This is a genomic window from Frankia sp. AvcI1 (genome assembly GCF_001420875.1).
Taxonomy (GTDB): Bacteria; Actinomycetota; Actinomycetes; order Frankiales; family Frankiaceae; genus Frankia; species Frankia alni.
This window is the reverse complement of the sequence record NZ_LJFZ01000009.1, coordinates 55,802-73,111: the sequence shown is the minus strand read 5'-3', so window position 1 is coordinate 73,111 and position 17,310 is coordinate 55,802. Positions and strand designations below refer to the sequence as shown.

Below are 17,310 nucleotides of genomic sequence, written 5' to 3'. Positions count from 1 at the left end.
GNCGGTGGCGGCAAAGCGCGACGACGACGGCAAAAAGCCGTGGTCACGGGCGCANCCGAGCCGGAGTCGGCGGATGGGCGCCCGTCGCCGNGGGTGAGGCGCCTCGCGTGGGGAACGGACGCGGAGTCACGCCGCCGACACCGTTCCCCGAACAACCAAGCAGCACCAACAAGAGTCCAACACATGCAATGACACAACAACTCGGCCCAGACACGATGGGGGTGAGCATGGCGCTTGTCCACCATGACCCGCAGGACGGCATACTCGTTACTCGCATTGGCCAGGCCGAGATCACCGTACGGCCCGAGCCGCCGGCGAGCGCCGGCAAGGCTCCGGTGATCCTTCTCCGCCTGGACGCGCCCATGCTGGATACGCTCGCCGCCGCCTATCTCGACCCCGACGAGGCGCGCAGCCTCGCCCAGTCCCTGCTCCGCGCCGCCGAGGCAGCGCGCCCCAGCAGCCCCTGGCGCACGCCCCGCCCCCGCTGACCCGCCCCAGGCAGGATCGAGGCCGGCAGGCGGTCCCGGCGTCCGGGCGGGCCGGGCCGGGGCGTCAGGGCGCCCATCTGCTCGCTCCGTGTCACCGGTCGGCTGCGGAGCCGAGCCGAGGTCCGGGTACGATTTTCCGGTCTGAAACCGTACCCAGACCTCGGCATGATGTGGTGGCGATCTGGCTGGGACGACGAGTGCTTGCCCGCCGGCGGAGGTGCTGAGCCGCAGCGCCCGGCGGTCTCGGTCTCGGTCTCGGTCGGCGAGGAAGGCTGCGGCCGGCGACGGCGCGACAGAATGCGAAAAGGCTCCCGGAGAATCTCCGGGAGCCTTTTCGTTTGGTAGCGGGGACAGGATTTGAACCTGTGACCTCTGGGTTATGAGCCCAGCGAGCTACCGAGCTGCTCCACCCCGCGTCGGTGTGCCTTTACTATACAGGGCCGCCACCGGCAGATGTCAAACCGATGGCGGCCCCAATTTTGGGCGCTTCCCGGCGAAGATCGCAAAGGGTGCGGATCGTCGCGATTCGCCCGGTGTCAGCCGGGCGGGGGTGCCGCCCGTGGCTGCTGCGGCGGACCGGCGGTGGCGCCCGCCGGGCTCGGGGGACCCGAGGGGCCCGCGGGAGCAGCGACGGCGGGCGTGGTTCCCGGCGGCGCCGAGCCGGCGGCGGTGCCGCGGGTCGTGGGCGCGGCCGAGCGGCTCGGCGTGGGACTCGCCGCAGGTGGGGTCGTCGGTGGGCTGGCGAGAGTCCGCAGCCGGCTCAGCGCGTCGGCCAGGTCGGTCTGCGCCTGACCGTAGGCGTTGAAGTCCGGCGGATTCTTACGCAGGGCGTCCTGGCCGGCCTTGTAGGCGCTGTCGGCGTCGTTGACGGCGTCCTGCAGCCCGGAGGTCCCGCCCGGTGGCGCGGCCCCGGTGCCACCGCCCTGTGTCGTGGCCTGACCGCCACCGCCGGTGGTCGTGGTTGCGCCGGTGCNGGCTCCGGCCGCCGCGGCCCCGGCTCCGGAACCGAAGACCTTGTCGAGCGCCTCCCCCAGGGAGGTGCCGAAGCCGATGCGCTCCCCGAAGGCGGTGGCGATGCCCTGCAGCGTGGGATAGCCCGAGCCGCCGCGGGCCTGGACGTAGTAGGGCTCGACGTAGAGCAGCCCACCCGCGACCGGCAGCGTCAGCAGGTTGCCCTCGATGGTCTGGGAGCCGGCGCCGCGCCACAGCGTCAGCTTGTTCGCGACGTCACCGTTGGACTCGATCGCGTTCTGCACCTGCACGGGGCCGTTGATCGTGCCCCCTGGCGGGAGTTTGAGCAGGGTGAACTGCCCGTAGTTCGACGGGTCGCTCGAGACCGCCATGTAGGCCGCGAGCTTCGACGACCGGGCCGAGATCAGCGGAGACGTCAGGTTGTACGACGGACCGGACCGGTCGGGCAGCTTGCTGTACACGTAGAACGGCGGCTGTGGCTGCCCGCTGCCGTCGGGCGACTCCGACACCTGCCAGAAGTCCTCCTGCGAGTAGAAGTCCCGCGGGTCGGACACGTGGTACTGGCCGATCAGGTCGCGCTGGACCTTGAACAGGTCCTCGGGGTAGCGCAGGTGCGCCATGAGCGACGGGGAGATGTCCTTCTTCGGCTTCACCGTGTCCGGGAAGGCCTTCATCCAGGTCCGNAGCACCGGGTCGGACTCGTCCCAGGCGTAGAGGGTCACCGTTCCGTCGTAGGCGTCGACGGTCGCCTTCACCGAGTTTCGGATGTAGTTGACCTGGTTCGCGGCCTGNCGGGCCCGGTTGCCNCTCTGCGCGGTGACCGAGTCGGCGGTGACGTCGCCCAGGGTCCGCCGGGCGGAGTANGGGTAGCCGTCGGACGTGGTGTAGCCGTCGAGGATCCAGGTGATGCGGCCGTTCACGACCGCGGGGTACGGGTCGCCGTCGAGGGTGAGCCAGGGCGCGGCCTTGCTGACCCGGTCCCGCGGGTTGCGTTCGTAGAGGATCCGCGAGTTCTTGGTGATGTCGCCGGACAGCAGCAGGTTCTTCTCGCCGAAGCGCAGCGCGAACAGGGCCTGNCGGAAGGTGGAGCCGATCGAGACGCCGCCGTCGCCGGTGTAGGTGGTCGTGACCTGCGTGTCGGCACCGGGGCCGGGGCCGTCGATCTCCACCTGGCGGGTGCCNACGACGGAGTAGTTCGGCGACATCTCACCGAAGTAGACCCGGTTCTCCCTGACGTCGAAGTCACCCTTCTGCGGCAGGTTCTGCTCGCCCTCGTCGAACGCGGGCTGGCCCTCGTCGACGGTGTTCGACGGGGCGGCGACGAAACCCTTGCCGTGGGTGTAGGTGAGGTGCTCGTTGATCCAGTTGCGCTGGTCGGCGCCGAGCCCAGCCTGGTTGAGCTCCCGCACGGACACGACGTAGTCGCGGGTGGTCTGCTTCTTGTCGGCGCCCGTGACGGTGTACCGGTCGACGTCGAGGGTCTTCGGGAACGTGTAGTAGCCGCGGATCTGCTGGAGCTGCTGGAACGTGCGCGACAGCTTGCTCGGGTCGAGCAGGCGGGTGTTGGGCACCGTGCCGGTGTCCGCGGCGACCTGCGCGGCGGTGACGTCGGTGCGCGCGGCGTACGACTGCGGCTTGACGTTCTGGATGCCGTAGGCCGCACGGGTCGCCGCGATGTTGCGTTCGATGTACGGCTGCTCGCGGGTCGCCTCGTTCGGCCGCACCTGGAACTGCTGGATGAACGCCGGGTAGATGCCGCCGATGACCACCGACGACAACACCAGGATCCCGGCGCCGAGCAGCGGCAGCGTCCAGCCACGCTGGAAGATGTTGTAGATGAACAACACCGCACAGGCCAGCGAGATGAACAGCAGGATCAGCTTCGCGGGCAGCACGGCGTGAACGTCGGTGTAGGACGCGCCGNTGGCGACGCCGCGCGAGGAGAACACCGAGCCGAACCGGTCGAGGTAGTAGGCCCAGGCCTTCAGCAGCGCGAGCAGTCCGAGCAGCACGGAGATGTGCGCCTTCGCGGCGGGTGTCACCCGCTCCCCCGGCGTCTGCAGCCGGATGCCGCCGAACAGGTAGTGGGTCAGCACGGTGACCAGCAGGGACAGCAGCACGGCGGTCAGCAGGAAGCCGAGCAGGAAGCGCTGGAACGGGTACGTGAAGGCGTAGTAGCTGATGTCCCGGTGGAACTGGGGGTCCTTGGTCCCGAACGACTCGCCGTTCACCCACAGCAGCCAGGTCCNCCACCGGCCGGACGCCGACAGCCCCGCCGCCAGGCCGAACACCGCCGCGACGGCGACGAGGACCAGCTTCATGTACGGCTCGATGGCCGACCGGTAGCGTTCGAGGTTCTGCTGCTCGGTGGACAGCGGCCGCAACTGCGGGCGAAACCGGTAACCAAGTACGATGTTGGTCCCGATGACGACGGNCATCACCGCGCCGAAGATGAGGAACAACAGGATCCGGGTGTAGATGACGGTCGTGAAGACCTTGCTGAAATCGACCGAGCGGTAGAACAGCAGGTCCGTGTAGAGCCGCGTGAAGATGGCGACGAACGCGATCACGAGGGCGACGGCCAGCAGCACCGGGACGATCACCTTGGCGCGGGTCAGCACCGGGCGGCGACTGGTCGTTGCCACAGTTCCTCCGTGCGGTCAGGACGGTCGGGTGTTCATCGGAAGGGCGGATCCGGGGTTTCCGGATCCATCAGCCGGGTGGTGCCGACGCGAGGGGCGCGTACCGCCCCAGTACGGCAACCTACGCCAGGCACTCAGGGGAGATCGGAGAGGATGGGTCGGTGAGCAGCCCGAACATCACGGAGTTGACCTCCGTCGTACTCGAGGTCGAGCGGCACGTCGCGGACTCCGGCTGGGATCAGCCCAGCCAGGTCTACGCCCTCGCCGACACCGCCGACCTGCTGGCGCGGGAACCCGCGTTGGCCCCCCACATCGGGGATTCGCCGCCCGGTTCGCTGACCCCGGTCGAGCAGGAGCCNCTGCCGGTGGGCCGGCTCGACGAAGTGCTCGCCGGGATCGGGTGGCCCCCTGAGGTGCTGGGCTGCGTGCTGGTGACCGAGCTCGTCGTCCTCCCGCCGAGCGCGGAGGAGGAGGCGCCGTACTCCGACCACGAGATCGAGTACTGGGCCGCGAACCACCCGGAGCGCCAGGACGTCCGGCTCGCCGTCGGGGTCACCCGCAGCGGCCTGCACGCGTCCTGCCTGCGGGTCCGCGGGGACGACGAGCTCGTCGTCGATCCCGACCTGGCCGACAACCTCGTCGACGGGCTGCTCGCGACGTTCCAGTGACCTGGGCCGCCGGGTGGGGCGGCCGGCAACCCGCGTGGCCCGGGGGCCGTCCGCACGCCCCACCCGGCCGGCCCGGACCACCCGGCCGGCCCAGGCGACTCGGCCGGCCCGGATCACTCGGCCGGCCCGGGCCAGCCGGCCGGCCCGGACGGCCGGAGCGCTCAGCAGGACGGCACGCTCGCCGCCGGATTCGTCCGCAGCGCGTCGACCGCCTTCAGGGCGTCGGTAAGGGTGTCGACCTTCACCAGGCGGGGGGCGCGGCCGGAGTCCACCGACGTGGCGTCGGCGCAGTTCGCCGCCGGCACGAGGAAGATCGACGCCCCGGACGCCTTCGCGCCGAGGATCTTCTGCTGGATGCCGCCGATCGGCCCGACCTCGCCGGCCGCCGTGATCGTCCCGGTACCGGCGATGGTCTTCCCCCCGGTGAGTGCCCCGGGCGTCAGCAGATCCACGATGCCCATCGCGAACATCAGGCCGGCGCTCGGCCCGCCGACGTCCGACAGCCGGATGCGGACGGTGAACGGGTAGGTCCGCTTCTCGGTCGTGGTGACGCCGATCATGGCCCGGGTCGGGTCGTCGGTTGCCGGGCGGGTGGNGATGGTGACGGTGGCCGGCTTGCCACCCCGCTTGTAGGCGATGGTGACGGCCGCGCCGGGGCGGACCTTGCCGACCTGGGCGCGTAGCTGGTCCTGGGTCGCCACGGCGACCCCGCCGACCTGGGTGATGACGTCGCCGGCCGCGAGTCTGCCCGCGGCGGGCGAGCCGTCCGGAATGGTGTAGACAGCGACCGATCGGCCCGTCGCCTTGATGCCGAGCTGGGCGAGCGCGGCCGCCGTGGCCTGGTCCTGCGAGTCCAGCATGGCCTGGGCGTTCTCCTNCTGAACCTGCTCCTGACTGGAGCCGCGGGGCCGGATGAGCTCGGTGGGGACGACCGCCCGGTCATCGTCGATCCAGTCCTGCAGGGCGCTGACCAGGTTGAGCTTCGGGGTCTCCTCGACCGTGGTCAGCTCGAGNCGACCGGAGGTCGGGTAGGTGCGGTGCCCCTCGATCGTGATCAGCCGGGTGCCGTCGACGGCGCCGAGCGTGTCGGTGACCGGCCCGGGGGCCAGAGTGACGAACGGTACCGGCATCCACAGGCCCACGACCAGGAGCACCAACGCCAGTACCGACGCCACCACGAGAGACTGGGTGCGCCGGGCCATGAACGCAGTCTATGTACCGGCCCTCACCCGGTCGGGCCGGCGTCCGGGGCAGTCGACCTCAGCCCCGGACGCCGGATGTCCGACGCACGGTCAGGGTGTCTCGGGCGGACGACCCCTGGCCTGGCGCCGCAGCGACGACACGTCGATGGGCACCGTGTCGGCGTAGGGCGACACCTGGGCACCGGTGGCGACGCCGAGGTCGTCCAACTCGCCCAGACCGACCATGTTGGCTAGGTCGTCCAGGTCGTTCGTGGAGAGCGGGCCGTTCGGGGAGAGCGGGTCATCGTCCGGTGGCGGTTCGGGGTAGCCGGATTCGTCGAGGTCGGCGCCGGTCCGCGTGGCGGACTGGGCGGGGATCGGGCGGGCCAGCGCGGCCATGCTGCGCCGGTAGCCCGCGATGGTGATCATGGCTTCGGAGGTGCGGTCCGGCCGGCCGCGCAGGGCGACCCACACGGCCGTCAGGAGCAGGGCGACAGGGGGGATCAACAGGAACCACATGGGAGCCTCGACGTCGAGACGAGTAAGAAGATGACTTATTTCTATCGTAGGTGCCCCGCTCAGCAGGCGCCTACCCATTCAGCCGCGCCGTCCTCAAAAACCTGGTGTTTCCAAATCGGAACCTGTGCCTTGATGTCATCGATCAGACGACGACAGGCGGCAAATGCCTCCGCACGGTGGGCCGCTCCCACGGCCACCACGACCGCGGTCTCACCCACCCGTAGGTGCCCCGTGCGGTGGGCCACCGCGATCGCCCGCACCGGCGCACCGGCCGCCACCTCGGCGGCGACGCGCTCGATCTCGGCGGCGGCCCGCGGATGCGCCTCGTAAGCGAGGTCCGTCACCGCCCGACCGCCGTCATGGTCGCGAACGGTGCCCACGAACAGCGCAATCCCGCCCACGTCCGGGAGCAGGACGGCGGCCATGCACTCGTCCACCGACAACGGGGTGTCACGAATGTCCGCGAGAACGACGCGGGCCGGAGCCGCGGTCCCGAGCTCGGCGCCGGCGCCGGAGCCGGGACCGGGACCGGAGCCGGCGGCCGCGGCCGGCTCCCCCGACGCCGGGGACGGCCCACCCGCCCCGACGGTCGCGCGCGCCGGGGCATCGGCCGGTGGGACGGGTGCGGGAGAACGCGTCGAGTCCACGTCCACGACCGTAACCGGCCGTGGCGGCCTCCGTTTCGCCCGGCGGGCAGAAAACGCATTACCGTGGGTTCATGCCCCAACCGCGCGTGCGACGTCCCGCTCCCCGATCAGGCCACGTCCGATGAGTGGCGACTTCCCGTTCGGCTTCGCGTCCTCCGGAGGCGGCGGCGAGGAGCCCAGGTCCCCCTTCGGCGGCGGGGGTCCCTTCGGCGGCGGCGCCCCGTTCTTCGCCGAGCTGGAGCGGCTGCTGTCCTGGCAGGGCGGTCCGGTCAACTGGGAGCTGGCCCGGCAGGTGGCGGTGCGCTCCCTGGGCGACGGCGAGTCGAGCGTCCCCATGGGGCAGCAGCACATGGTCGCCGAGGCACTGCGGATCGCCGACGTCTGGCTCGACCCGCTGACGACCCTGCCCGCCGGCGCGACGACCGCCGGCGCCTGGTCGCGGGTCGAGTGGATCGAGAGGACGCTGCCGGTCTGGAAGACGCTGTGCGACCCGATCGCGGCCAAGGTCGTCGAGGCGATGCGCACGGGGATCTCCAGCGGGCTGAGNCAGCTCGGCGGGGGTGGCATCGAGCTGCCCAGCGAGCTGCGCGACGCCCTGCCGGCCGGAGTCGATCTCGGTGCCCTGATGGGCGCCGGTGGACCGATCATGCAGATGATGAACCAGGTCGGCGGCATGCTCTTCGGCGCCCAGGTGGGCCAGGCGATCGGCACCCTGGCCGCGGAGGTCGTCTCGTCGACCGAGGTCGGCCTGCCCCTGGGTCCGGCCGGGACGGCCGCGCTGGTCCCGGCAGGGGTCGCCGCGTTCGGGTCCGGTCTGGAGATCCCCGAGGACGAGGTGCGCATCTACCTCGCGCTGCGGGAGGCCGCCTCCACCCGGCTGTTCGCGCACGTGCCCTGGCTGCGCGCCCACGTGCTCGGCGCGGTCGAGGAGTACGCCCGGGGCATCGCGGTGGACACCGAGGCCGTCGGCCGGGTGATGCGGATGGTCGACCCGACCGCCCTGATGAACCCGGAGCGGCTGGCCGAGGCGCTCGGCGAGGACGTGTTCAACGACGCGACCACCCCCGAGCAGAAGGCGGCACTGGCCCGCCTCGAGCTGATCCTCGCCCTCATCGAGGGCTGGGTGGACCACGTGACCGACGCCGCGGCCACCGGTCATCTGCCCGCCGCCGGCCGGCTGCGCGAGATGGTCCGGCGCCGCCGTGCCGAGGGCGGGCCCGGTGAGCAGACCTTCGCCACGCTGGTCGGGCTCTCCCTGCGCCCGCGCAAGCTGCGCGAGGCCGCCGCGCTGTGGGCCGCGCTCGCCGAGGCCCGCGGGCGGGAGGGGCGCGACGCGGTCTGGGCTCATCCCGACCTGCTGCCCACGGCGGCCGACCTGGCCGCCCCGGACGGCTTCGTCACCGGTGCGTCGGCCAGCGTCCTGGACGACCCGATCGGCGAGATCGAGAAGCTGCGCGACACGCCGCCCGCCGAGGGCGGCGGGAAGTCCCCCGGCGGCCCCACGGACAAGCCGGACACCCCCGGCGACTCGGACACCGGCACCACGAGCTGACCGATCAGTACGCTCCGTCGCGGTACTGATCAGTACGCTCCGTCGCGATACTGACGCACGCCGGTCCCGGCCGGGCCCCGCCGGCCTTGGCCAGGCACGCCCGGACCCGGCAGATCGGACCCGGCAGATCGGACCCGGCAGATCGGACCCGGCACGATCCACAGGGTGGTCCACAGCCTCTCCACAGCGGCCGGCGCGGTCTCGCGTTCTGTCGGACCCGCGTGACACGGTGGGGATCAACCGGCCGGCCGGCCGGTCGTCCTGATCCGCGTCCGGTGGCTTCGGCCGTCGGCGGACCTGCGGGGGATCCATGCGCCCGATCCTCAAGCCCGGCCTTCGTCGGCTCTGGCACAACAGCTCCACCCTGCAACTCGGCATCGACCCGGCTCGTGCCGTCCTCGTCACCGACCTCGGCCCGCCGCACGCGGCCCTGCTGGAGGCCCTCGACGGCCGGCGCACGCTGCAACAGCTCCGTCACGACGGCGGCGCGGCCGCCCGCGATCTGCTCGACCTGCTCGGTCGCGCCGGTCTACTCGACGACGCGGCACCGCCCCCGGGTGCGGCGCCGCTGCCTCCGGCCGAGCGCGACCGCCTGCTGCCCGACCTCGCGGCACTGTCGGTCCGCTCCGCCGATCCGGCCCGCCCCCGCCGGGTGCTCGCCGCGCGCCGCGCCGCCCGGGTGCTCGTGCGGGGCGCCGGGCGGGTCGGCGCACAGATCTCGACCCTGCTCGCCGCGGCCGGGATCGGCCGGGTCGTGGTCGACGACGCCGCGGTGACGACCGCCGCCGACGTCTCTCCCGGCGGGCTGCGCCTGGAGGACATCGGCCGGCCCCGGGCCCTCGCCGCGGGGACGGCGATGACCCGGGTGCGCCGGCAGGCCGATCGCCGCCCCGGTCTCGGCACGGCCGGCTCGACGCCTCTGCCGCCCTCGGGGCACGCGGAGGGACCGGGGGTCGACGGCTTCGAGGCGGATCTGATCGTGCTGGCCCCGGTGGGCCCGCCGACCGTCGCGCCCGGCGCCTGCCTCGATCTCGAACGCCGCGGGACCGCTCATCTGCTGGCCGGGGTGCGCGAGACGACGGGGATCGTCGGTCCGCTCGTGGTGCCGGCCGCGACGGCCTGCCTGCACTGTCAGCACCTGCATCGGCACGCCCGCGACCCGGTGTGGCCGATGCTGGCGATGCAGCTTGTCCGTCCGCGCACGGCCGGCCACGACCCGTGCGAGATCACCCTCGCCAGTCTTGTCGCCGCCATCGCCGCGATGCAGGCGCTGGCCTTCCTGGACCTCGCCGTCCCACCGTCGCCCGACCCGGGCCCGAGGGTTCACCAGTCCGACAACCCGGACTTGCTCCACGCAATCGCAAGCACCAAAGATGAGATGTTCGACACGCCGGACTCCTCTCTGAAGATCTTTCCGGTAACCGCGGACGGGGCGCTGGAGCTCGCCCTGCCGGACTGGCGCATCCGCCGGCGAAGCTGGCCGGTGCACCCCAACTGTCCCTGCCGCACCGCCCGATCCATGGTGGGGCGGGCCGACGGGGATGCCTGAGATCCGAGGGTCGCAGGCTCGCGCGCCGGCCGTGGCGCCCGGGCTCGGCGGCGGCAACATCGCCGCGACCGTTACCCACAGTCCGCGCCCCCCACGCCTCGGAACAGGGCACGATGGAGCGGTGTCCGACATCCCACGGCGGGCCGTCGTCCGCACTGCCAAACTGGNCACCCTCCCGATCGGAATCGCCGGCCGAGCCACGCTCGGTGTCGGCAAGCGGATCGGCGGCCGTCCCGCGGAAGTCGTCGCCTCCGAACTCCAGCAGCGCACCGCCGCCCAGATCTTCCGCGTCCTCGGGGAGCTCAAGGGCGGCGCGATGAAACTCGGCCAGGCCCTGTCCGTGTTCGAGGCGGCCCTGCCCGACGAGGTCGCCGCGCCCTACCGGGCCGCGCTGACCAAGCTCCAGGAGGCGGCGCCCCCGCTGCCGGCCTCCGTGGTCCACCGCGTCCTGGCCGAGGAGCTCGGGGCGGACTGGCGGTCGTTGTTCGTCGAGTTCGACGACGCGCCGGCCGCGGCGGCGAGCATCGGCCAGGTCCACCGGGCGGTCTGGTCGGACGGCCGGCCCGTCGCGGTCAAGGTCCAGTACCCGGGGGCCGGGCCAGCCCTGGTCGCCGACCTCACCCAACTCGGGCGGGCGGCCCGGCTGTTCAGCGCGGTGACCCCGGGGCTGGATATCAAGCCGTTGGTCGAGGAGCTCAAGGCCAGGATCACCGAGGAGCTCGACTACCGGCTGGAGGCGGCGTGGCAGTCGGCCTTCGCGCAGGCCTACGCCGACGACCCGGACATCGTCGTCCCGCGCCCGCTCGCCGGTTCGGACCNGGTGCTCGTCAGCGAGTGGATCGACGGGGTTCCCCTGTCCGCCATCATCGCCGACGGCTCCACCGAGCAGCGCGACGCCGCCGGCCTGCTGCTCGTGCGGTTCCTCTACTCGTGTCCCGGACGGGCCGGCCTGCTGCATGCCGATCCGCATCCGNGGAACTTCCGCCTGCTGCCCGACGGCCGGCTCGGCGTGTTGGACTTCGGTGCCGTGAACCGGCTGCCCGGCGGGCTGCCCGCGCCGATCGGCCGGCTGGCCCGCCAGACCCTGGCCGGCGACGCGCAGGCCGTCGCCGCCGGCCTGCGCGACGAGGGGTTCATCCCGCCGTCCGCCGAGATCGACGCCGACGACCTGCTCGACTACCTCGCGCCGATGCTCGAGCCGATCGCCGAGGAGGAGTTCACCTTCTCCCGCGCCTGGCTGCGCAAGGAGGCGGCGCGCCTGAGCGACTGGCGCTCCGCCGCGGCGCAGCTCGGCCGCCAGCTCAACCTCCCGCCGTCGTACCTGCTCATCCATCGGGTCACCCTCGGCGCGATCGGGATCCTCTGCCAGCTCGGCAGCACCGGCCACTTCCGCGCCGAGATGGAGCGCTGGCAGCCGGGATTCGCCGAGCCCGGTTCCGCGGCCGCCCTGGCCGCCGAGGAGGCCAACCGCCCGGATCGTCCGCTGCCCGTCCTGGCGGTCAGGGACGAGGCCGGGGTCATCCGGCCGATGCCCGGCCCGGTCGTGCTGCCCGGAGCCCCGACCGCCGGCCGTACCCGCCGGACCACCAAGGCCACCAGGACCTCGAAGCCGGCGCGAGCCGCCAAGCCCGCGCGGACGACCACGCCGGAGCCGAGCGCACAGCCGGAGCCGAGCGCACAGCCGGAGCGAGCCACAGGGGCACCGGCCGATCAACGACCTGACCGGTCGACCGGCGAGACGGCGACGAACCGCAGCGCGCCGCGACGCGCTCCGGCGGCCACGCGCGCCAGGAAGCCTGCCGGTGATCCGGCGCCCCAGCCCGCTCCCGCCACAGACGCGGTACCCACGCAGGCCGAACCCGCCGAGACGAGCCGGCCCGCGCGGTCATCACGGCGCACCGCCAGGACCGCCGTCACCCCCACGACCGACCCCCCAGCCGCACCCGCGGCCCCCGGCCCCCGACGCGCCGCGGGCCGGGCACGGGCGGCTCCCCCGCGCCAGACTTCCCGGGAGGACACGCCCTCCGACCCGATCACCGCCGAGGACTGACCGCGACTGCGACTCCTCCGACGCAGCCCTCGGCTACTACCACGGTCACCAGATCCCAGCCCGGTACCCGCCCGGAGGGGCCCAGGCATCGCGGTCCTGCGCGCGGGTCCCGTCAGGAGGAGGCGACCCCGACGGCCGAGTCGTCCAGGCTGAGACCGTCGAGGACGGACTCGCCGAGGTAGAGAAAGCCGTAGCCCTCGTCGCGGAACCGAACCCCGGCGGCGCGCAGGGCGTCACCCCAGTCGCCGCGGCAGGCCGGGTCCGCCGCCTCCGAGCCGTGGTCGGCGGTCAACAGGATCGCGGTCTCGGCCAGCAGGCCGCGCTCGGCGAGCAGATCGAGGAAGCTGCCGAGGCGGGCGTCCGCGTCCCGCAGCGCGGCGCGGGACTGGTCCGAGTAGGGGCCGCCGCCGTGATGGCCCGTGTCGGTGACCGTGGTGTTCCACCACATGACGTCGGGTGGGGTCGTGCCCGGCGCCCAGAGCTGGACGACCTGGGCGAGGCCCAGTGCGTCCACCCGGGTGGACCAGGCGTAGTCGGCGCTCTGCTGGACCCAGCGCGCGCTGGNGTGCGGGTCGCCCTCGGCCGCCGGCAGGTNGTCGCCCATGTCACCGGCGCCACCGGCGTTGCCGGCCGCCCGGACCAGGCCGAACGTCGAGTAGTGCGCGCCCCGGTCGACGGGCTCGTTCACGCAGGCACTGACCGCGCCGGGGCGCTGGCGGGCGACGGCCTCGAAGAGCGTCTCGACGCCGTCGCGGAGCTGCTCGCAGGCGGCGTGCCAGGTCTTCACGTCGTTGACGATCACCTGGCGGCCGGTGGCCCGGTCGAAGTAGACGTTGTGCAGGATCCCGTGGCGACCGGGCCCGACCCCGGTCAGCGCGGAGGTGTGGTTGGTCAGCGTCACGCTGGGAAACTCGGCGATCGCTCCGCCGGTCAGCGCGGTCCCCTCGGCCAGCAGGCGGGCGACGTTCGGCAGGGCACCGGTCTGGGCGAGGTGCAGCAGGTCGTTGCAGTTCGCGCCGTCCCACAGCAGGNCGACGACGTGGCGCGCGCCCGGACCGGCGAGCTCGGTCAGCGCCGTCCCCTCGGCGCCCGGCAGGGTGACGCCGGCCAGCGCGGCGAGGGTGGGCGCGACGTCGATGATCCGCGCCGCACCGGGCCGCAGCCCCCGGCCGCGCACGCCGGGGCCGGACAGCACCAGCGGGGCACGGGACTGGCCGGCGTTGAGCGAACCGTGCTCGCCGAGGTGCCCGCCGCGTTCGGGCCAGTAGTGCCGCGGGGTGTGCACGACGATCAGGTCGGGCGAGNGGGTGGCGTCCCCGAACGCGGACAGCAGCCGGCGGCCGGCGAAGGGGTAGGCGTCGCGTTCGTTCGGCGGTGACGGATCCGCCAGCGCCGCGGCCAGGGGCACCCCGTGCATCGGGTCCTGGCTGGCCAGCGGATGCCGCCCGAAGCGGACCTCCCAGGGGCCGTCCGGATCGCTCACCGGCAGCCGGGCCGAGCCGCCGGCGTTGGCCACGTAGAGCCAGCCGGCGTCCACCCAGGCGGTGAGATCCACGATCTCGGCCAGTGCGGGGCTGGTGAGGGCGGCGACGGCGAGGGACAGGTCGTCGGACCCGACCGGTTGCGGCGCCACGCCCGGCGCCGTTCCCGTTCCGGTCGACATCGGATAGACACGCTCGCTGCTGGGCACGCCGGAACAGTACCGGTGCCGACCGGAGCACCGAAAGAAATCCACGGCCAACGGCGGCGGGCGGGACGCCGACGAACCGGTGTCCCGCCCGCCGCGGCCGTCAGGCCGCGACCTCCTCCGGGCGGACCTTGCGCGGCCGACCGCGGGGCCGCTTGCGGGGCACGACGGTGCCGGTCACGACCAGCTCGCCACCCCACACCCCCCACGGCTCGGCCCGGTCGAGGGCCGCGGCCAGGCACGCCACCCGGACCGGGCAGGTACGGCAGACCGCCTTGGCGGTCTCCACATCCGCCGGGGACTCAGCGAAGAACATCTCAGGATCGACGTCCCAGCAGGGCAGGACGAGCCGATCCCGCTCGATCCGGGAGACGATCGAGTGATCGAACACCGGTGTCACCTCCGACACGGGTAGGTCTTCGAGCGGATAGAAGGAGCGAAACGACAAAGGCCGCGATCCCCATGGGGATCGCGGCCTCGGCGTCGGCTCCGCGGAGCTAGTCCGGGAGCGGATCGCGAGCGGATCCCGAGATGAGGTGACGGTCTGCGTGCTGGGCCGCCTGGGCCACGGCGGAGCGCGGGTTCCCGGACACGGCGAACCGACGCGTCGGCTCGCCGGCCGGACCCTCGACGATCGCGGTGGACGTGACCAGGCCGAGCACCGTGCCCGAGACTCCGGNGGCGGGCGCACCCGTCCCCTGGGCCTCGGTGCGACGGCAAGCCGCCAGCACACGGACATCCGCCATCAAGGAAGCGCCAAGGGCAGGGCTGCCGAGGGCGGCTTTGCCGAGAACGACGGACGCCTCGACGGCGGCCGCCACGAGGACGACCGCACCCATGGCCGACGGGCCGGGCCGATATCCCCGGGGACGGGCGATCTCGGTGCCAGCTTGGTCCATCACAATGTTCAGCACGGCGAGATCACCTCCTTCTCGGGAAGCCCTGGGGCGCAGCCGATTCCGGGCCTGCGTCGGGCGTCGTGGGTAACGGTAGAAGGTCGGCCCGCGATCCTCAACGTATTTTCTGTGTCGCGTGTCGGACACCCGCAGTCACGAAGGCTCGCGGGCGGACGGCGCCGGCGGGGTGCGCCCGGCGACGAGGCCGAGCACCGCCTGGCCGTAGCGGTCGAGCTTGGCCTGGCCGATCCCGGGGATCCGGACAAGCTCCGCGACCGAGCTCGGCCGGCATTCGGCGATCGCCTGCAGAGTCGCGTCGGTAAGGACCACGAAGACGGGCATGTGCAGCTCGCGCGCGGTGGCCGCCCGCCAAGCCCGCAGCCGCTCGTACAGCCCGGCGTCGACGTCGCCGGGGCAGCCGTCGCAGCGCCCGATCCTGGCCTGGGCGCCGGTCAGGGCCCGCCCGCAGACCCGGCAGCGCACCGCCGATCGCCCCCGGCCCGACCCCCCGCCGTCGGCGCCGATCTCCTCCCCCGCCCGCCGACGCCCCGCCGCACCGCCAGACCCCCCGGTGCTGCCAGACCCCCCGGTGCCGCCAGACCCCGCTCCACCGCCGGGGCCGCCCCGCCCGCCCGCGGCCGGGCCGAGGCCGCGGCGCACCGGGCGCAGATCGTCGAGGAAGCGGGACGGCCGCCGCGAGCGCCGTCCGTCCGCGCGGGCCAACGCCCAGGACAGGACGAGGTGGGTCCGGGCCCGCGTCACGCCCACGTAGAGCAGGCGGCGTTCCTCGGCGATCTGCTCGGCGGTCTTCGCGTGAACGAGCGGCAGCGTGCCGTCGGTCAGCCCCACGAGGAACACCGCGTCCCATTCCAGGCCCTTCGCGGCGTGCAGCGTGGACAGCGTCACCCCCTCCACGGTGGGCTGGTGTTCGTGGGTGACGCGATCGCCGAGCTCGGCGACGAACTCGGCGAGGCCGGCCTGCGGGGCTCGGGCGGCGAGGTCGGCGGCGAGGCGGTGCAGGGCGGCGAGGTTCTCCCACTGCTCCCGCTCCGCGCCGGAGCCGGCCGACGGCCGGTCCGCCCGCCAGTGCAGTGCGCCGAGCACGTCCGCGACGGTGTCGGCGAGCCCGGCGGGCCGGTCGGTGTCGGCCGAGCGCAGGGCGGCCCGCAGCAGCCGCAGCGCCGCGACCACCTCGGTCCGGGCGAAGAACTTCTCGCCGCCGCGGACGAGGTAGGCGATGCCCGCCGCGCCGATCGCGGCCTCGTAGGCCTCGGACTGGGCGTTGATCCGGTACAGCACGGCGATGCGGCTGGCCGGCGTCCCGCGGGCGATCAGCGTGCGGATGCGACTGGCGACGGCGGCGGCCTCGTCCGCCTCGCTGTCGCACTCCAGCCAGACCGGCGGCGGGCCGTCGGGCGCCGCGGCGACGAGCCTCGTGCCGGGCGCGGCCTGGACGAGCCGGTTCGCCAGCCCGACGACCTGCGGGGTCGACCGGTAGTCGCGCACGAGTCGGACGACCGCCGCGTCCGGATGGCGGCGCGGGAAGTCGAGCAGGTAGCGGGGCGAGGCGCCGGCGAACGAGTAGATGGTCTGGTGCGGGTCACCGACGACGCAGAGGCTGTCGCGATCGCCGAGCCAGGCCTCGAGCACGCGCTGCTGCAACGCGTTGACGTCCTGGTACTCGTCGACGACGAGGTGGCGGTAGCGGGACCGGACCTCGGTGGCGACCCAGTCGTGTTCCTCGATCATGGCCGCGGTGAGCAGCAGCAGATCCTCCATGTCGACGACGCCGGCCTCCCGCTTGACCTCCTCGTACGCGGCGTAGAGCCGGGCGACGGTCGGCGCCGGGGTGGCGGTCTCCCGGCCGCCGGCCGCCGCCATCCGGGCGTAGTCGGCGGGCGCGACGAGGCTGGCCTTGGCCCACTCGACCTCGGCGGTCAGGTCCCGCAGCTCGGCGCGGTCCGGGCTCAGCCGCAGGCGCCCCGCGGCGCGCGCCATGTTGGGGATCTTGCTGGACTCGGGCCGGGGCAGCGGTCCGCCGGCCACGGCCGGCCAGAAGTGCTGCAACTGCCGCAGCGCCGCCGAATGGAACGTACGCGCCTGCACGCCGGGGACACCCATGGCCCGCAGCCGGCCGCGCAACTCCCCCGCCGCCCTGGTCGTGAAGCTCACGGCGAGGATCTGACCGGAGCCAACCCCCCGGTCCACGACCATGTGGGCGATTCTGTGCGTGATGGTGCGTGTCTTGCCCGTACCGGCACCGGCGAGGATGCAGACCGGTCCCAGGGGGGCGTCGGCCGCGGCCCGCTGCTCGGGATCGAGCCCGGCGAGCAGGTCCGCGGCGGCCGGTGACGCCGGGGAGGCCCCGGTGGAGGCGGCCCGCGCGGCGGGGGCAGGCGATCCGGACATCCCCCGACACGGTAGTCCCCACCCGTGCCGGGAAGCGTCGCAGGCACGAC

9 protein-coding genes, 1 tRNA gene and 22 pseudogenes are annotated in these 17,310 nt (G+C 73.4%); 9 read left to right on the top strand and 23 right to left on the bottom strand.

Annotated elements, in window-relative coordinates; translation table 11 throughout:
* Positions 1–227: 227 nt before the first annotated feature.
* On the top strand, positions 228–488 hold the full coding sequence (locus tag UK94_RS11510) for a hypothetical protein (protein WP_041941031.1): 261 nt from the start codon (positions 228–230) through the stop codon (positions 486–488).
* A gap of 339 nt (positions 489–827) precedes the next feature.
* Here UK94_RS11510 and UK94_RS11505 read toward each other — a convergent pair.
* From UK94_RS11505 to UK94_RS48190, 11 genes and pseudogenes are all read right to left on the bottom strand, one after another.
* A tRNA-Met gene (locus UK94_RS11505) sits at positions 828–904 on the bottom strand.
* A 120-nt stretch (positions 905–1,024) separates the two neighbouring features.
* Positions 1,025–1,461: pseudogene (locus UK94_RS48240) on the bottom strand (UPF0182 family protein); the annotation flags it as partial.
* A 1-nt stretch (position 1,462) separates the two neighbouring features.
* Positions 1,463–2,143: pseudogene (locus tag UK94_RS48235) on the bottom strand (UPF0182 family protein); the annotation flags it as partial.
* Position 2,144: 1 nt separating this feature from the next.
* Positions 2,145–2,251, bottom strand: a pseudogene (locus UK94_RS48230) (UPF0182 family protein); the annotation flags it as partial.
* Between the two features lie 16 nt (positions 2,252–2,267).
* Positions 2,268–2,323: pseudogene (locus tag UK94_RS48220) on the bottom strand (hypothetical protein); the annotation flags it as partial.
* Position 2,324: 1 nt separating this feature from the next.
* Positions 2,325–2,536, bottom strand: a pseudogene (locus tag UK94_RS48215) (UPF0182 family protein); the annotation flags it as partial.
* A 1-nt stretch (position 2,537) separates the two neighbouring features.
* Positions 2,538–2,641, bottom strand: a pseudogene (locus UK94_RS48210) (hypothetical protein); the annotation flags it as partial.
* 1 nt (position 2,642) lies between these two features.
* A pseudogene (locus tag UK94_RS48205) lies at positions 2,643–3,383 on the bottom strand (UPF0182 family protein); the annotation flags it as partial.
* Position 3,384: 1 nt separating this feature from the next.
* Positions 3,385–3,708: pseudogene (locus UK94_RS48200) on the bottom strand (UPF0182 family protein); the annotation flags it as partial.
* 1 nt (position 3,709) lies between these two features.
* Positions 3,710–3,894, bottom strand: a pseudogene (locus UK94_RS48195) (hypothetical protein); the annotation flags it as partial.
* Between the two features lies 1 nt (position 3,895).
* On the bottom strand, positions 3,896–4,105 hold a 210-nt coding region (locus tag UK94_RS48190; RefSeq protein WP_235487518.1), incomplete at its 3' end, for a UPF0182 family protein.
* A gap of 158 nt (positions 4,106–4,263) precedes the next feature.
* Here UK94_RS48190 and UK94_RS48185 point away from each other — a divergent pair.
* Positions 4,264–4,460, top strand: a pseudogene (locus UK94_RS48185) (hypothetical protein); the annotation flags it as partial.
* Between the two features lies 1 nt (position 4,461).
* On the top strand, positions 4,462–4,770 hold a 309-nt coding region (locus tag UK94_RS48180), incomplete at its 5' end, for a PPA1309 family protein (RefSeq protein WP_235487517.1).
* Between the two features lie 161 nt (positions 4,771–4,931).
* Here the strand turns inward: UK94_RS48180 and UK94_RS48175 are convergent.
* From UK94_RS48175 to UK94_RS11480, 6 genes and pseudogenes are all read right to left on the bottom strand, one after another.
* Positions 4,932–5,365, bottom strand: a pseudogene (locus UK94_RS48175) (S16 family serine protease); the annotation flags it as partial.
* Between the two features lies 1 nt (position 5,366).
* Positions 5,367–5,647: pseudogene (locus UK94_RS48170) on the bottom strand (PDZ domain-containing protein); the annotation flags it as partial.
* A gap of 1 nt (position 5,648) precedes the next feature.
* A pseudogene (locus UK94_RS48165) lies at positions 5,649–5,783 on the bottom strand (signal protein PDZ); the annotation flags it as partial.
* Position 5,784: 1 nt separating this feature from the next.
* Positions 5,785–5,972, bottom strand: a pseudogene (locus tag UK94_RS48160) (signal protein PDZ); the annotation flags it as partial.
* A 90-nt stretch (positions 5,973–6,062) separates the two neighbouring features.
* A complete protein-coding gene (locus UK94_RS11485; protein ID WP_041939809.1) occupies positions 6,063–6,470 on the bottom strand; it encodes a hypothetical protein in 408 nt (135 codons plus the stop codon).
* Positions 6,471–6,529: 59 nt separating this feature from the next.
* Positions 6,530–6,928: a molybdenum cofactor biosynthesis protein MoaE gene (locus UK94_RS11480; RefSeq protein ID WP_231861751.1), complete on the bottom strand. Its 399-nt coding sequence runs from the start codon at positions 6,926–6,928 to the stop codon at positions 6,530–6,532.
* Positions 6,929–7,238: 310 nt separating this feature from the next.
* Between UK94_RS11480 and UK94_RS48155 the strand changes: the two are divergent.
* From UK94_RS48155 to UK94_RS48140, 6 genes and pseudogenes are all read left to right on the top strand, one after another.
* Positions 7,239–7,663: pseudogene (locus tag UK94_RS48155) on the top strand (zinc-dependent metalloprotease); the annotation flags it as partial.
* A 1-nt stretch (position 7,664) separates the two neighbouring features.
* The coding region (locus tag UK94_RS11475) for a zinc-dependent metalloprotease (protein ID WP_235487515.1) at positions 7,665–8,669 on the top strand (1,005 nt) is incomplete at its 5' end.
* A gap of 310 nt (positions 8,670–8,979) precedes the next feature.
* Positions 8,980–10,218 carry a ThiF family adenylyltransferase gene (locus tag UK94_RS11470; RefSeq protein WP_055749806.1) on the top strand — a complete coding sequence of 413 codons (1,239 nt, stop codon included), beginning with the start codon at positions 8,980–8,982 and terminating at the stop codon, positions 10,216–10,218.
* 168 nt (positions 10,219–10,386) lie between these two features.
* Positions 10,387–11,036 (top strand): annotated as a pseudogene (locus tag UK94_RS48150) (AarF/UbiB family protein); the annotation flags it as partial.
* 1 nt (position 11,037) lies between these two features.
* Positions 11,038–11,191: pseudogene (locus UK94_RS48145) on the top strand (AarF/ABC1/UbiB kinase family protein); the annotation flags it as partial.
* A 1-nt stretch (position 11,192) separates the two neighbouring features.
* Positions 11,193–12,268: pseudogene (locus tag UK94_RS48140) on the top strand (AarF/ABC1/UbiB kinase family protein); the annotation flags it as partial.
* A 112-nt stretch (positions 12,269–12,380) separates the two neighbouring features.
* Here the strand turns inward: UK94_RS48140 and UK94_RS48135 are convergent.
* From UK94_RS48135 to UK94_RS11445, 6 genes and pseudogenes are all read right to left on the bottom strand, one after another.
* Positions 12,381–12,832, bottom strand: a pseudogene (locus UK94_RS48135) (alkaline phosphatase family protein); the annotation flags it as partial.
* A gap of 31 nt (positions 12,833–12,863) precedes the next feature.
* Positions 12,864–13,299: pseudogene (locus UK94_RS48125) on the bottom strand (alkaline phosphatase family protein); the annotation flags it as partial.
* Position 13,300: 1 nt separating this feature from the next.
* Positions 13,301–13,572, bottom strand: a pseudogene (locus UK94_RS48120) (nucleotide pyrophosphatase); the annotation flags it as partial.
* Between the two features lie 486 nt (positions 13,573–14,058).
* Positions 14,059–14,346: a WhiB family transcriptional regulator gene (locus UK94_RS11455; RefSeq protein ID WP_173402707.1), complete on the bottom strand. Its 288-nt coding sequence runs from the start codon at positions 14,344–14,346 to the stop codon at positions 14,059–14,061.
* A 289-nt stretch (positions 14,347–14,635) separates the two neighbouring features.
* Positions 14,636–14,869: pseudogene (locus UK94_RS48110) on the bottom strand (glycerate kinase); the annotation flags it as partial.
* Positions 14,870–15,004: 135 nt separating this feature from the next.
* Complete coding sequence (locus UK94_RS11445; protein ID WP_055749803.1) at positions 15,005–17,260, bottom strand: ATP-dependent DNA helicase UvrD2; 2,256 nt, start codon at positions 17,258–17,260, stop codon at positions 15,005–15,007.
* Positions 17,261–17,310 lie beyond the last annotated feature (50 nt).

Excerpts from the sequence above, each read along its gene's own strand:
- UK94_RS11470 (WP_055749806.1), top strand. The coding sequence starts at position 8,980 with ATGCGCCCGATCCTCAAGCCCGGCCTTCGTCGGCTCTGGCACAACAGC.
- UK94_RS11445 (WP_055749803.1), bottom strand. The coding sequence starts at position 17,260 with ATGTCCGGATCGCCTGCCCCCGCCGCGCGGGCCGCCTCCACCGGGGCC.
- UK94_RS11510 (WP_041941031.1), top strand. The coding sequence starts at position 228 with ATGGCGCTTGTCCACCATGACCCGCAGGACGGCATACTCGTTACTCGC.
- UK94_RS11485 (WP_041939809.1), bottom strand. The coding sequence starts at position 6,470 with ATGTGGTTCCTGTTGATCCCCCCTGTCGCCCTGCTCCTGACGGCCGTG.